Origin of the sequence: Rufibacter aurantiacus (assembly GCF_017916345.1) — a bacterium.
Lineage (GTDB): Bacteria > Bacteroidota > Bacteroidia > Cytophagales > Hymenobacteraceae > Nibribacter > Nibribacter roseolus.
This window is the reverse complement of record NZ_JAFMSV010000001.1, coordinates 698,988-712,412: the sequence shown is the minus strand read 5'-3', so window position 1 is coordinate 712,412 and position 13,425 is coordinate 698,988. Positions and strand designations below refer to the sequence as shown.

Below are 13,425 nucleotides of genomic sequence, written 5' to 3'. Positions count from 1 at the left end.
ATCAGTTGGCTAAGTCTGCATTGGTGACTTGGCCAACTGATGAAAGATGATTCTATTTCGGGCTTATTTTCCTGAAAACAGGCTCTAAACAACTACTTGCCAAGCCACTCTTTGAAAGCCGCGGCCCGCTCGTTGCTGATGATGATTTCCTTATCAGTAACAGGTTTCACGTACACTTTAAGGCGGCCTTTAAGGTAAGGGTGAATCTCGTCAATGGAGTGGATGTGGGCAATAAACTGGCGGTTAAGTCGGCTGAAATGCTCTGGGTCCAAAAGCTCCTGCAGGGTATCCAGGGTATAGTCGGTGATGAAGCGCTGGCCGGCGTTGGTGATGAGGAAAACGATCTTGTCCTCGGCGTAGAAATAGGCGATCTCATCAGTGGAGACCGAGCGTATTTTCTGGCCGGTTTTCACCAGGAACCGGGTTTTGTAATTAGGCGTATCGGTGGCAGGGACGGAGTTGCGATTCAGGAGCGCCATGATCTGCTGCATGTCTAAAGCCGGAGCTGGCGCGGGCTGGCTTTGCCGCAACGCCTTGAATTTGTCCATGGCCGCGCCCAGGTCCTCGTTGCTGATGGGCTTGAGCAGGTAATCAATGCTGTTCACCTTGAACGCTTTCACGGCATACTCGTCATAAGCCGTGGTGAAGATGATGGGGCACTTCACCTCCACCTTCTGGAAAATCTCAAAACTGTTGCCGTCAGACAAGTGGATGTCCAGGAAAGCCAAATCGGGCGCCGGATTGGACTCAAACCACTTCACTGCGTTGCGGATAGAATCAATAGTGCCTACCACCTGGATGCTGGGGTCGTAGCGCAGCAGTTGGGCTTCCAGTTTTTCTGAAGCCAGGTACTCGTCTTCAATCAGGAGAATGTTCATCAGGCGGCTTTGTTTAGAAGCGGTAATTTAGCAATGAAATCGTGGGCTGTTACCTCCACGTCCACTTTTTTATCGGTGATGAATTTATAGCGGTTAATGATGTTTTTCAGACCCACGCCGGTTGACTCTTCGCTGCTCTCTCTTAGCTGCAGGTTGTTCTTGATGATGATATAATCGCCCTCCACAAACACGTCAATGAACAAAGGCTCATCGCGGCTCACGATGTTATGCTTGATGGCGTTTTCCATGAGCAGCTGCATGGTGAGCGGGGCTACCTGGTGATTGAGCAGATGATCGGGCACGTCCATGTTCACCCGCAGGTTCTCCCTGAATCTGATCTTGAGCAAAAAGAGGTAAGAATAGATAAAGTCCAGCTCGGTGTTGAGGGTCACCAGCTCTTTATCTTTGTTCTCCAGCACGTAGCGGTACACTTTTGACAGCTGCTCCACAAACTTGGCGGCCAAGTCCTGGTCTTTGTAAATGAGCGAGGAAAGGGCATTAAGACTATTGAACAGGAAGTGCGGGTTCACCTGCTGTTTCAGAGACTCAAACTGCACTTTAATGGTTTCCTTCTTCAGCTTCTCAGACTGCATGAGGTAACGGTGCCACTGGTTGTAGAAGTAGATGCCAGACCTGATGAAGTGCACAAACAGCAGAATGATGCTGCCAAACACAAACACTTCTTTGAGGTCGCGCATGGCGTTGGGGTCTTGGAAGTCATACTCCATCTGCCCGAATACCAACCTTGGCATGATCTCAAACAACACCATCACCAGCAGGATGTAGATCTGCACGGCCACCCATTCATAGATAAAGCGGCGCAGCCCGTACTCGCGCCAGTCATATTTCCGGCTCAGGCGTTTGGCAATGCGGCGGGTTCCTTCCAGTACCACGTTTACCATCAAGGCATTGTAGAGCAACCGGAAAACATCCAACGCCTCAAAATCACGCACGCCTACCCGGTGGATAAAGAAGAACGTCCAGAAAATAAGAAAAGCAATGCCTGTGTTGCCCAAATAGCGCAACAGGTGCTTGTTCTTGAATTGAAACTTCTTTTTCATAAATGGCGACTGCACAAACAGCCTGTCCAAAAACTCTGTGGAGAGAAGCATAGTTCAAAAAGTATGAAAGCGCTCTGCCGCCGTGAAAGAATCCGTTTCGTGCGCTCTCCTCATTCTGGTAATGGTTGAAGTTTGACGTTCTGTTCTAAGCTTACTTTTTGAAAAACAGCCTTAAAATATCTTTAGACCGGGTCTGGTGTTCCTGCCTAAAAGCAAAGAATGTGTCCGCCCGGGTGGTAAATTTAATCAGAATCCAAATGCCCTTTTTTGCATCCGTTTGCCTCAAGGCCTGGTCTGCGCCGGCAAAAGAAGCAAAAGGGCCTGTCGGCTTTTTTCATAAGTTTGCGTAAGAATCCCAGTGGGATATTACCTCCGCTAAGTTTGCAATTAGATCTTTTCACCGCAAGCCGGCAAGATAATCCTGACCAAGGCGGAAATTAATACCCTGAAGCTGTGGTATCTACAGATTAAGCTTCCTGATTCTTCCAATTTTTAAAGAGAGACATCTATGAATTCTGCCTGGTGGTATTTAGTGTTGGCGGGCCTTTGCGAGATTGGCTGGGCTATTGGTTTAAAATATACAGAAGGGTTTTCCAGGCTGGTGCCTACTGTTGTTACGGTGGTCATCATGATCCTGAGTTTTGTCTTGCTAGCCCAGGCCATGCGCACTTTGCCCGTGGGTACCGCCTATGCCTCCTGGACTGGAATTGGTGCCGTAGGCACTGCCATTTTAGGGATGATTCTTTTCAATGAACCCAAGGACGCTTTGCGCCTGGTTTGCATCGGGTTGATTATTGCCGGCGTGTTGGGGTTGAAGTTTTTAGCGAAGGAATAAGGATGTTTCAGTTTTTGTGGGCTTGGCTGTATGTGGGTTGGTACACGTAGTCCGCTGTAGCTGGCGTGGTGCCGCTGTTTCTGTTAGTTCATGAGCATAACTGTTCCATAGCTAGGATCCGAGCGCTCAGGCCGCGAGGCCCGCCTTCCGGCCTCGCGCTGCTGTTTTAGCCTTGGCCGGTTGGCCTGCCTGCGGCACCAGGTCTAAAACAAAGGCGCTCCACCGAAAGGCTGGAATAGGGAATGCGTAGCGGGAACGCCTCAGACCTCGCAGCGTCCGAAGGTCCTGCGAGCGTCTTTTTTCCTGTGAGGTCTTCTCTTCTGAGATTCTCCCCTTGAGGATTGCCCAAACGAGAGTTTGAGGCAGCGAGCGTAGCTCTGTAGAGGGGTGTTTACACCTGCTGGTCATGGCGTTTGCTCTTCAGTTCCATGGTTCAAGTCTGCGACTTGGACCCAAAATGGCCGGCAGTTTGCAACTGCTGTGAGGCACTAGCCTTAAGACCGCATTTAGGACCGCTTAAAGGCCAATTCAATAGTACCACCTATCCTTTTTTATTATATCCAAGACTTCACCGTTGAGAGGTGCGAGGAGGAGTGTTTACACCTACTGATCTACGCTTTCCAAAAATTAAACAATGTATAGACCTGGCATCGCCTTGTCTCCCGCGGTTCAAAACGCAATCCGCGTAATCAACAAGAAAAAGGGCGCCAACAAGAACTGCCCTTACTTTTTAGATGCCATCGTTTTTCAAGCATTACTACAAAAAGGAACCGTATTCGGCCAACCACTTTTTAGCCTGATTATATAAAAACACGCTTAAAACAACCCTTGCCTCCGGCGGTAAGCAAACAGGGTGTCGTTCGTAAGAAGGTAGACGTATTTGTCACCTATCAATACCTGCCGGTAGGAGAGGGTCTGTTCAGGTAAGGAGATGGTGCGGGTTTGGAAGGTGTAGAGGTGCTGAAACTGGAGCTGGTTTCCAGATAGGTAATACAGTTCATCGCCTAGAAACCCGAGATAGGTAAGATTGGGGAGGGGCAGCTTTTTCTGATAGTTGCCTAGGTTGTCAAACACGTAAATGCCCGAGGAGCGGTCTACCATATACAGCTTGCCCTGGTACTCGCGCATAAAGGTGATATCGTGCTGCCTGCGGTCCAGCAGCAGTTCCAGCGGATTTTCAAACACCACGCTGTTCACTCGGGTGTCTACCTTGAGGAGGCGGAAAGTGGTCTCGTCAAAAAGCCAGAGCCGGTCATCTGCAGCCAGGGTAGCGGCCCTGATGGTGCCATCGGTGTATTCCCGCAGATCGGCTAGGCCTAGAGGCGTGAGGAAACGGTCCAGGAGTTGCACCCGCTGCCGGTCATCATAGAACACTGATATCTTGGCCGGACTCCAGGCCTCTACCATGGCCACTCGTCCCTGCGTAGGCGGCGAGAAGGTGTTAAGTACCTTGCCCACCGTGTCTATTTGAATGATGTTTTGCCGGGTATCTGAAAGATAAGTGCGGTCAAAGCGGTCAATAGACAGCAGGGCATTGCCCTTGGCCGGCAACTGGTAGGCCAGTGTCCAAGTCGGAGTTTGCGCCTGACTAAACAAAGGCACCAGGAAGAACCAGGCCAGGATGCACAGGCAGAACTTAGGCAGGCTGCTTTTCAAAATACGTAAGGGTGAGTTCCTGTCCATCATATACGGCGTAGGAGCAAAAATTGACCCATTCTCCCAGGTTCAGGTAGCGGCTGCGGTCGCCAATGGGCAGATCCAGCGGCAAGTGGCGGTGCCCGAAGACGTAGAAGTCATGGTGCTGCCTTCCTTCCACCCGTTGGCAGTAATGCACGAGCCACTCGTCATCGCCCTTGAAGACCTCGTCCACCTTTGTGTTTTGGATACGGCTTCGGCGCGACCAGAAAGTGGCCAACCCGATGCCCATGTTGGGGTGGATGCTGGCAAAAAACCACTGGCTCATCTTGTTGGCGAAAATCCGCTTCAGGACCTTGTAGGTGTAGTCCTTCGGGCCCAGGCCATCGCCGTGGCCGATGTAGAAGGTATGGTTCCCTATTTTGGTGGAGATAGGCTTCCGGAGCACGGGGATGTTCAGTTCCTTGGGGAAGTAATCGAACATCCACATGTCATGGTTTCCCGTGAAAAGGTAAATGGGGATGCCACTATCGGCAATCTCGGCTAGTTTGCCCTGCAAGCGGATGAACCCCCGCGGGATGGCATGCTTGTATTCAAACCAGAAATCGAAAATGTCTCCCAAAAGGAAAATGGCGTGCGCATCTGCCTTGATCTGATCTAACCACCGCACAATCTTTTTCTCGCGCGCCAGGCTTTGCTCCGGAGACGGAACCCCTAAGTGGAAATCTGAAGCGAAGTAGACTTTTTTACCGGGCGGCAGGTGGTCAATCGGTGTGATCATCAACGAGGAACAGGATAAGTTCTTTGGGGCCGTGGGCGCCCATGACTAAGGTTTTCTCAATGTCGGCAGTACGGCTGGGGCCGCTTACCAGTGAAAGCATAGACGGCAAACGGTTGCCGTATTTTCCCTGCACAAACTGCAGGGCTTGCTTGATATCGGGCACCAGTTGCGACAGTTTGGCCACCACCAGGTGCATGGCAGGGTAAACGGACAATCTCCGGCCGCTGGCGTTGGCTGAGGAAACCAGAATGCTGCCGGTACGCGCCACCAGTGCCTCACAGGTGGTGAGCGACGCCTGGGCATTGTTGATGAAGTCGTCCTCGGTGCCGTTGAAGTTGATGCCCCCGGCGTGCAGGATCTTCTTCAGGGCCGGTTCCCACACGTACAGGTTGTCAATGCCGCGCTCTTTCTTGAACTCAAACAGCTGGTCAAAGAAATCCTCCTCGTTCTCGCAGTACACAAAGGTGCCACTGTTGCGGATAAAGGTCTCCGCGAAAAGCACCGAGAGGTCTTCCAGCAGCGGCCCGTAAACCGAGGTGGAGAAGTCTGGGGTAGGAGGCAGAAAAGGCGCTGACTTAGCCAGCGCCTCTCTTACCTTGCGGAGCACAATCTCTTTGGATTTGGCTTCGTACATTTTGAATTTCCGTTTAGGGCCTGTTTTTCAGAAAAGGGCTACGAATTGAACGTAGTTCCTTCGCCGGTGGAAGACGGTGCGCCGGTTGGCTCTGCAGCCGTGGGCGTGTCTTCCTGGTTTTGCTGGGCACCGGTTGGGGTTGTGATATGGCTTTCACCGGCCAATTCGCTCTGCGTCTTGCTGCGGTCTGTGCCGGCGGTATGGGCCTGGTAGTTGGTCAATCCCTCGAAAGGCCTTGGGCCTACCAGACGCTCCAGGTCGTGCTGGAAAAGGATCTCCTTCTCTAACAGTTCCTGCGCCACCAGTTCCAGTTCGGTCCGTCTGTCAGACAACAGCTGCAGGGTGCGGTTATACGCGTCACCTACCAGCAGGCGTACCTCAGAGTCAATCGTTTCTGCGGTAGTTTCTGAATAAGGCTTCGTAAACGTGTTATCCGGCTGCTTGGAGTCATAGAACGACAGGTTGCCTATACGGTCATTCATGCCATACATGGTCACAATGCTGTAAGCCATTTTGGTAATCCGCTCCAGGTCACTCAAGGCTCCTGTAGAGATTTTCCCGAACACGATCTGCTCAGCCGCACGGCCACCCAGGGCCATACACATCTCGTCTACCAACTGCTCGGTGTTGTACAGGAACTGCTCTTTAGGCAAGTACTGAGCGTATCCCAACGCAGCCACGCCACGCGGAACGATGCTCACTTTCACCAACGGATCGCAGTGCTCCAGGAACCAACCGGCAATGGCGTGACCAGCCTCGTGGTAAGCCACAATTTTCTTTTCCTGCGGAGAGATGATCTTGTTTTTCTTCTCCAAACCACCAATCACGCGGTCAATGGCATCGTTGAAGTCTTTCATCTCAATGGCCTTCTTGTTGCGACGCGCGGCGATGAGGGCAGCCTCGTTACACACGTTCGCGATCTCGGCCCCGGCGAACCCAGGGGTCTGGGCAGCCAGTTTTTTCGCGTCCACGTCATCGGCTAAGGTCAAAGGACCCAAGTGTACCCCGAAGATGTGGGTACGGCCGTTGATGTCTGGCTTGTCAATGCTGATCTGGCGGTCAAAACGTCCGGGACGCAGCAAAGCGGAGTCAAGGATGTCTGGGCGGTTGGTGGCAGCCAGGATGATCACGCCTGAATCAGTGGCGAAACCGTCCATCTCCACCAGCAGGGAGTTCAAGGTGTTCTCGCGCTCGTCGTTACCGCCTGGCATCTGCCCGCGGCTACGGGAACGCCCGATGGCGTCAATCTCGTCAATGAAGATGATACAAGGGGCTTTGGCTTTGGCCTGCTTGAACAAGTCACGCACGCGGGCGGCACCTACCCCCACAAACATCTCCACAAAGTCAGAGCCTGACAGGGAGAAGAACGGAACCTCGGCTTCACCGGCTACGGCTTTCGCCAGCAAGGTTTTACCGGTACCCGGAGGACCTACCAGCAAAGCACCCTTAGGGATTTTACCTCCCAGGATGGTGAACTTGGTGGGGTTCTTCAGGAACTCTACAATCTCCTGGATCTCTTCTTTGGCTTCCTCAAGCCCGGCTACGTCTTTGAAGGTGATCTTCACGCGGTTCTCGGCGTCAAACAGGGCGGCGCGCGATTTCCCAATGTTGAAGATCTGTCCGCCGGCTCCTCCGCCCGCCATGCGGCGCATCAGGAACCAGAAACCTACCATGAGCAGGATAAAGAACGGCCAGCCCATGAGGAGCTCCAATAGACCGGTGCGCTTCTCAATTTCCAAAGGCACGCGCTGCTCACGCGGGATATTGGCCTGCAGTTGGTCCAGATCCTGCTTAAAGCTCTCGGCAGTGATAATAGGGAAGTGATATTGCGCGCCCTGCGTGTTCATGCTGAACCCACCCCCGCGGCTCTCCAGTTCTGCCCGGTATTTATCGTTCTTCAGGGCTTCCTCTTTCAAGGTCACCTCTGCCACGTTGTTGTTCACTACGGCTACTTTCTTCACATCCTGGGCCAACAGCATCTCCTCAAACCGGGGCTGCCGGATTTCAATGGTGGCGTTGAGGTTGTTATAGTAAGTAAGGCCGAAAATAAAGATCACCAAGGCCGCCAGAACCCAGATCTGCATGGTTGGGCGGGGCGGGGTATTGGGTATTATTTTTCTTTTTCTCTTTTTTTCTGGTTTGTCTGTCATGGGTTGTTCTCTCTCAATAAAAAGTAAACCTCCGGACGGGGGCATTGTTTAAACCACCGCCGATGTAGTGCCTGTGGTAGGCTCTACGTGCGTAATCTCGGCATCACCCCAAAGCTCTTCCAGGGCATAGAAATTACGCTTATCCTTGAGGAAAATGTGGGCCACTACGTCTACGTAGTCTAGTACCACCCATTCGCGGTTGGTGCGGCCTTCACTCTGCCAGGGATGTTCTTTCGTTAGCTTGAAAACTTCTTCCTCAATAGACGTAGCAATAGCGTCTAGTTGGGTGTCTGAGCTAGCGGAGCTTATGATAAAGTAGTCAGAGACGGCATTCTTCAAAGATTTCAGGTTTAGAACGACAATGTCAGCTGCTTTTCTTTCTTGCATGCCTTTTACTACCAGTTCTGCCAATATGTCGGAATTGTCCTGAATCGTGTTGTGTTTCATCTGGGAAATATAAATTTGATCTTCAAAAATACTAAAGTCTTTGCATAAATTTTCGCCAAATACCCTTTTTATAGGCCAGCAATTGGTTTTTATGCCAGAATGTGCCTCCACTAACACAGAGGCGCATCTGCTTCTTAACAAAAATGGCGCCACTGATGGTTGTGTCATAGTGGCGGGTGCCCAAACCGGCGGGCGCGGCCAACGTGGCAATACCTGGGACGTGGAGCCTGACAAAAACATTACGTTATCTGTCATATTAAAGCCAACCTTTTTAGAGGCCCAGCACCAATTTTCGCTCAACATCGCCGTCTCCCTAGCTGCGCTTGACCTTCTGCGGGAATACCTGCCCGAAGGGGTAGCCCTTAAATGGCCTAATGATCTGTACTACAGGGACCGGAAAGCGGGTGGCATCTTGATTGAGAACGCAGTAAGCGGGCGGTTCCTGCAGCACAGTGTTATTGGTATTGGCCTCAACGTGAACCAGGTTTCCTTTGTCCACACAAGGGCTACCTCCCTGGCCTTGCTCACCGGAGAACAAATTCCCCTGCCCAAGGCCATCAGCAAGTTACTGGAAAATCTGGAGCGGCGGTACCTGGCACTGCGGACCGGGGCCGGCGAAGCCCAGAAAAGGGAGTACCTGCAGCATTTGTACCGTTACCAGGAATGGCACTCTTACGAGGTAGGAGGGCAGGTGCTGCCGGGGCAAATCACCGGGGTTGACGCGACTGGGCGGTTGGCGGTACTCATAGAACAAAAATTGCAGTTCTTCCAGTTCCAGGAGATTAAATTTGTGATGGAAGAGTAGTTGTTTTTGGCCCAGTTTTTGAAATACAGGCTTAAAGTAGCTTGTACAGAACAAAGGGTTTATTGATTTTTTTATAGTTATAGATAGGAAATATTCTATAGTTTAGTTTGTAGTTTAAAGATCCGTTGCTATATTTGAACGATTCCGCATTTAGTCACCAACTTCTTGGCATATATGGTATGAAAATTTTTACACGCGTTATCCTGGGCGTTCTAACCCTGGGCATTGTTTTAGGCAGTAAAGCATCCTCTCTGGGCGAGATTCGGGGCGGTTTGCCTCTGGGTTCCCGTGCGGCCAGTACGTCTGAATCCGATACCGTTTTCCTGAACTGGCGTACTTCTGCCAATCTAGCGATCACGGATTTTGGGATACCGGCGGCCTCAACCCTTGCTTCCTACAACCCGAACGTGAAAAAGTATTCGCCATTGTTGTACCTGACAAAAAATACAGGCGCCAAAACGGCAAAGCCCGGGCTGCGCCAAATCACAGCCCTGTACGCCAGCACCAGCAGGATTCTATCAGGGAACCAGGGGGTGAAGGAGCCCAAGGTCATTCCTTCCCTCAGCGCGTATCCTAACCCTTCCAGGGGCATGACCAAGATCTCGTTGAGCTCGCTAGGCGATGACAACTACAAGATCAGGATCTCCAACGCCATTGGTAAAGTGTACAAAGAGATTCCGGTAAGCAAGCCTGCTTCCTCTGAGACCATCATGGTGGATCTTTCGCCTTTGCCGGCTGGTATCTATTTCTACAGCCTGCTGGTAAACGAAAAAATGGTGGAAACCAAACGACTCATTCTGCAGCAGCAATAATTTTCAGCTGCCTAAGTTATAGGAAGAGCCAGCCTGCGCTGGCTCTTTTTTTATTTATTGGGGTCTGCAAGAGGCTAAACGTGCAGAAAATTGCTAATTTCGAGGGTTCAATCTTTAACACATCATGTTGCAATACAATCGGATCAACAATCTGGTAGGTTGGCTGGTATTTGCGGTGGCAACCATCGCGTATGTACTTACCCTGGAGCCAACGGCCAGTTTCTGGGACAGCGGAGAATTTATTGCCTGTTCCTATAAACTCTTAGTGCCACACCCCCCCGGAGCTCCTTTTTACCTGTTGTTGGGGCGTATTTTCTCTTTGTTTGCGAGTGAGCCGGCGCAAGTGGCCTGGTGGGTGAACCTGCTCTCGGCGCTTTCCAGCTCCTTCACCGTGTTGTTCCTGTTCTGGACCATCAGTATCCTGGCCCGTAAACTGCTGGTGCCAAACCAACGCCCCAGCACCCTGGGTGCTATGGCTACGGCTATCGCTCCAGAAGAAACCCTGGTAGAGCCCACTCTGGGGCAGACTATTGCCATCATGGGGGCTGCTGCTGTTGGTGCGTTGGCATTCACTTTCTCTGATTCTTTCTGGTTCTCTGCAGTAGAGGCCGAGGTGTACGCCTTTTCATCCTTCTTTACCGCTTTTGTGGTATGGGCCATGCTCCGCTGGGAAAGCCGTGCCCATGATGCTGTTTCAGACAAATGGCTCATTCTTATCGCCTATATGGTGGGTCTTTCCATTGGCGTTCACTTGCTGAACCTGGTAGCCATCCCGGCTTTGGCCTTTATTTTCTTTTTCCGTCTTAAAAAGTACTCAAACAAAGGCGCTCTTATTACTTTGGTGGTAAGCGCCGTGATTTTAGGTGTAGTGCTGGTTGGTGTTATCCCGGGCTTGCCTTCTATTGCCGGTTCCTTTGAAGTGATGTTCGTGAACAGCTTCGGATTGCCGTTTGGTTCAGGCGTGATCTTCTTTGTGGTGCTGTTCATTGCAGCCATTGTTTGGGCGGTGCGTTACGCCATCAGAACCGGAAACCGCACGCTGCATACGGCTTTGCTGAGCTTCATCTTCGTGCTCATCGGGTACTCATCTTACCTCATCATCCCAATCCGCTCGGGCTACGACCCCACCATTGACGAGAACGACCCAGAGAACATCGTGAGCTTTGTGTCTTACCTTAAGCGGGAGCAGTACGGTGACCGTCCGTTACTGTTCGGGCCGCAGTTCAACGCGGAGCCTATAGACCAGAAAGAAGGCGCTGCCCAGTACATCAAGGGCAAAGACAAATACATTGAGGTAGGCCGCAAGATGGAGACGGTATACGATTCAAAAGACAAGACCCTGTTACCCCGTCTGTACAGCAACCAACCTGGTCATATTGCCCAGTATAAGAAATGGGTAGACATACAGGAAGGCCAGAAGCCAAGCTTCGGGGAGAACATGAGCTTCTTGTTCCGTTACCAGATGGGCCACATGTTCTGGCGTTACTTCGGCTGGAACTTCGTGGGCCGCGAGGGCGATATTCAGCAGTCTGGCGTGTTGTGGCCTTGGGAAGGCAATGACGGGCTGCCAGCCCGCATAGCCGAGAGCAAAGCCCGCAACAACTTCTACATGCTGCCATTGGCGCTGGGGATTCTGGGCTTAATTTTCCAAATCAGGAGAAAACAGCGCGATGCCTTTGTGGTGGGCCTTTTGTTCTTCTTTACCGGTATTGCCATTGTAATCTACCTGAACCAACCGCCAATTGAGCCGCGCGAGCGCGATTATACCTTCGCCGGTGCTTTCTACGCCTACTGTATCTGGATTGGCCTGGGTGTGTTGGCTGTCGCCGATTTCCTGCGCCGCACCCTCAAGTCTGATGTGCTGGGCGGCGTGGTGGCTACGGTGATCGGGTTGCTGATTCCCGGCATCATGGCGGCCCAGGGCTGGGACGACCATGACCGCTCAGACCGTTACCATTCCGTTGACTCGGCTAAAAACCTGTTGAGCTCTGTGGCGCCTAACGCCATCCTGTTCACCAACGGTGACAACGATACGTTCCCGCTTTGGTATGCCCAGGAAGTGGAAGGCTTCCGGACGGATGTGCGCGTAGCCGTACTCTCTTACATGAACACCGACTGGTACCTGGACCAAATGAAGCGCCAGGCCTACAAGTCTGAGCCGTTCCCGATGAGCCTGGAAAACGAGAACTACCGCCAGGGTATCAACGACTACCTGCCGTACGTGGAACGCCCCGAGGTAGCCAACGGCATTGACCTGAAACAGTACATCCAGTTGGTGAAGCAGAACCACCAGGCGCTGCAGATTGGGGACCGCGCCGGGCGTACGTACCTGTCTTTCCCAACCAAGAACTTCTTCCTGAACGTGGACAAGAACGCCGTCATCGCCGCCAATGCGGTGCCAGCGGCCTACAGAGACTCCATCGTGAGCCAAATGCGCTTCACCATTGACAAAGGCGGCCTGGAGAAAAAGCACCTGGCAATCCTTGACCTGTTGGCGAACAACAACTGGAAGCGCCCTGTGTACTTCTCTACCACCGCCGACAACTCTGACTTCATGGGTCTGGACAACTACCTGCAACTGGAAGGCCTGGCTTACAGGATTGTGCCGGTGCAGAGCAGAAGCCAGGATCAGATGGGTTACATCGCCAAGGACATCATGTATGACAACATGATGAACAAGTTCTCCTGGCGCAACCTGGACCGTACGGATATCTTCTACGATGAGAATTACCTGCGTTTCCCGGCCAATGCCCGCGACAAGTATTACCAGCTCACCCTGGAGTACCTGAAAGCCGGCGACAAAGCCACCGCCAAGAAGATCATGGACTACTGCTTCGCGCAGTTGCCGGATAAATCCATCCCGTATGACTACTATATTCCGCCGTTTGTAGTGCCGTTGTACGAGGTAGGCGAGCAGAAACGCGCCCAGGAAATCGTGAACACCATGTCAGCGCGGTCAGACGCCGCCCTGCGGTATTACTTCACGCAAAGCTCCATGTTTGAGACCGAGATCCGCATCAACCTCTTTATCATGCAGCAGTTGATTCAGGTGTCGCGCCAGGTTGGCCTGACCCAGAAATCCGCTGAGATTGAGCAGAAGTTCATGCAGTACTACGGCCAGATGGGCAAGTAAATTGGATTGATCAAAACGGAAGGGCCGGGTAGAAATATCCGGCCCTTCTGCTTTTTACCAAACTTCTGTTTGCGGCTTCTTTTCAGAAAACCGGGTTAAAAACAGGAGGTCTGTTCTTACGTACTTCAAAGAAGCAGAAAGTAGGAAAGGGTGCCCGCTAGAACGCCCTGAGCCGGGAGCGGAAGCTTCTGCTTCATTTCTGCGGAAATACGGCTACCTTTGCAGGCAAATCAGAAAAGCAGCCTGGCTGCAGA

The 13,425-nt window shown here is 52.0% G+C and carries 11 protein-coding genes; 4 read left to right on the top strand and 7 right to left on the bottom strand.

Annotated elements, in window-relative coordinates; all coding sequences use genetic code 11:
* Positions 1 to 92: 92 nt before the first annotated feature.
* Together J3P34_RS02885 and J3P34_RS02880 are read right to left on the bottom strand one after the other, a co-directional pair.
* Entirely contained in the window at positions 93 to 878 is a 786-nt protein-coding gene (locus tag J3P34_RS02885; protein ID WP_210486345.1) for a LytR/AlgR family response regulator transcription factor, read from the bottom strand.
* Complete coding sequence (locus J3P34_RS02880; protein WP_210486344.1) at positions 878 to 1,939, bottom strand: sensor histidine kinase; 1,062 nt, start codon at positions 1,937 to 1,939, stop codon at positions 878 to 880. Before J3P34_RS02880 ends, J3P34_RS02885 begins: the two co-directional genes overlap by 1 nt.
* Positions 1,940 to 2,447: 508 nt before the next feature.
* Between J3P34_RS02880 and sugE the strand changes: the two genes are divergently transcribed.
* The gene (gene sugE, locus J3P34_RS02875; RefSeq protein WP_210466294.1) at positions 2,448 to 2,774 is read left to right on the top strand and encodes a quaternary ammonium compound efflux SMR transporter SugE; all 327 of its coding nucleotides are present in this window, start codon (positions 2,448 to 2,450) and stop codon (positions 2,772 to 2,774) included.
* A gap of 816 nt (positions 2,775 to 3,590) precedes the next feature.
* On the opposite strand, the gene J3P34_RS02870 is transcribed toward sugE, so the two are convergent.
* From J3P34_RS02870 to rsfS, 5 genes are all read right to left on the bottom strand, one after another.
* A complete protein-coding gene (locus J3P34_RS02870) occupies positions 3,591 to 4,430 on the bottom strand; it encodes a hypothetical protein (RefSeq protein WP_210486343.1) in 840 nt (279 codons plus the stop codon).
* Complete coding sequence (locus tag J3P34_RS02865; RefSeq protein ID WP_210486342.1) at positions 4,411 to 5,190, bottom strand: UDP-2,3-diacylglucosamine diphosphatase; 780 nt, start codon at positions 5,188 to 5,190, stop codon at positions 4,411 to 4,413. Before J3P34_RS02865 ends, J3P34_RS02870 begins: the two co-directional genes overlap by 20 nt.
* A complete protein-coding gene (locus tag J3P34_RS02860; RefSeq protein ID WP_210466291.1) occupies positions 5,174 to 5,824 on the bottom strand; it encodes a LutC/YkgG family protein in 651 nt (216 codons plus the stop codon). Before J3P34_RS02860 ends, J3P34_RS02865 begins: the two co-directional genes overlap by 17 nt.
* A 38-nt stretch (positions 5,825 to 5,862) precedes the next feature.
* On the bottom strand, positions 5,863 to 7,908 hold the full coding sequence (gene ftsH / locus J3P34_RS02855) for an ATP-dependent zinc metalloprotease FtsH (protein ID WP_394371300.1): 2,046 nt from the start codon (positions 7,906 to 7,908) through the stop codon (positions 5,863 to 5,865).
* A gap of 114 nt (positions 7,909 to 8,022) precedes the next feature.
* Complete coding sequence (rsfS, locus tag J3P34_RS02850; RefSeq protein ID WP_210466289.1) at positions 8,023 to 8,421, bottom strand: ribosome silencing factor; 399 nt, start codon at positions 8,419 to 8,421, stop codon at positions 8,023 to 8,025.
* A gap of 91 nt (positions 8,422 to 8,512) precedes the next feature.
* On the opposite strand from rsfS, the gene J3P34_RS02845 reads away from it, so the two are divergent.
* From J3P34_RS02845 to J3P34_RS02835, 3 genes are all read left to right on the top strand, one after another.
* Positions 8,513 to 9,226 carry a biotin--[acetyl-CoA-carboxylase] ligase gene (locus J3P34_RS02845; RefSeq protein WP_210486341.1) on the top strand — a complete coding sequence of 238 codons (714 nt, stop codon included), beginning with the start codon at positions 8,513 to 8,515 and terminating at the stop codon, positions 9,224 to 9,226.
* A gap of 179 nt (positions 9,227 to 9,405) precedes the next feature.
* Positions 9,406 to 10,038 (top strand): T9SS type A sorting domain-containing protein, encoded by a 633-nt coding sequence (locus tag J3P34_RS02840; RefSeq protein ID WP_210486340.1) that lies wholly within the window; start codon positions 9,406 to 9,408, stop codon positions 10,036 to 10,038.
* Between the two features lie 124 nt (positions 10,039 to 10,162).
* Complete coding sequence (locus tag J3P34_RS02835) at positions 10,163 to 13,171, top strand: glycosyltransferase family 117 protein (protein ID WP_210486339.1); 3,009 nt, start codon at positions 10,163 to 10,165, stop codon at positions 13,169 to 13,171.
* The last annotated feature ends 254 nt before the right edge of the window (positions 13,172 to 13,425 follow it).

Coding starts and splice junctions, on each gene's coding strand:
- J3P34_RS02835 (WP_210486339.1), top strand. CDS start 10,163: ATGTTGCAATACAATCGGATCAACAATCTGGTAGGTTGGCTGGTATTT.
- J3P34_RS02865 (WP_210486342.1), bottom strand. CDS start 5,190: ATGATCACACCGATTGACCACCTGCCGCCCGGTAAAAAAGTCTACTTC.
- J3P34_RS02840 (WP_210486340.1), top strand. CDS start 9,406: ATGAAAATTTTTACACGCGTTATCCTGGGCGTTCTAACCCTGGGCATT.
- J3P34_RS02880 (WP_210486344.1), bottom strand. CDS start 1,939: ATGAAAAAGAAGTTTCAATTCAAGAACAAGCACCTGTTGCGCTATTTG.
- sugE (WP_210466294.1), top strand. CDS start 2,448: ATGAATTCTGCCTGGTGGTATTTAGTGTTGGCGGGCCTTTGCGAGATT.
- rsfS (WP_210466289.1), bottom strand. CDS start 8,421: ATGAAACACAACACGATTCAGGACAATTCCGACATATTGGCAGAACTG.
- J3P34_RS02860 (WP_210466291.1), bottom strand. CDS start 5,824: ATGTACGAAGCCAAATCCAAAGAGATTGTGCTCCGCAAGGTAAGAGAG.
- J3P34_RS02845 (WP_210486341.1), top strand. CDS start 8,513: ATGCCAGAATGTGCCTCCACTAACACAGAGGCGCATCTGCTTCTTAAC.
- J3P34_RS02885 (WP_210486345.1), bottom strand. CDS start 878: ATGAACATTCTCCTGATTGAAGACGAGTACCTGGCTTCAGAAAAACTG.
- ftsH (WP_394371300.1), bottom strand. CDS start 7,908: ATGCAGATCTGGGTTCTGGCGGCCTTGGTGATCTTTATTTTCGGCCTT.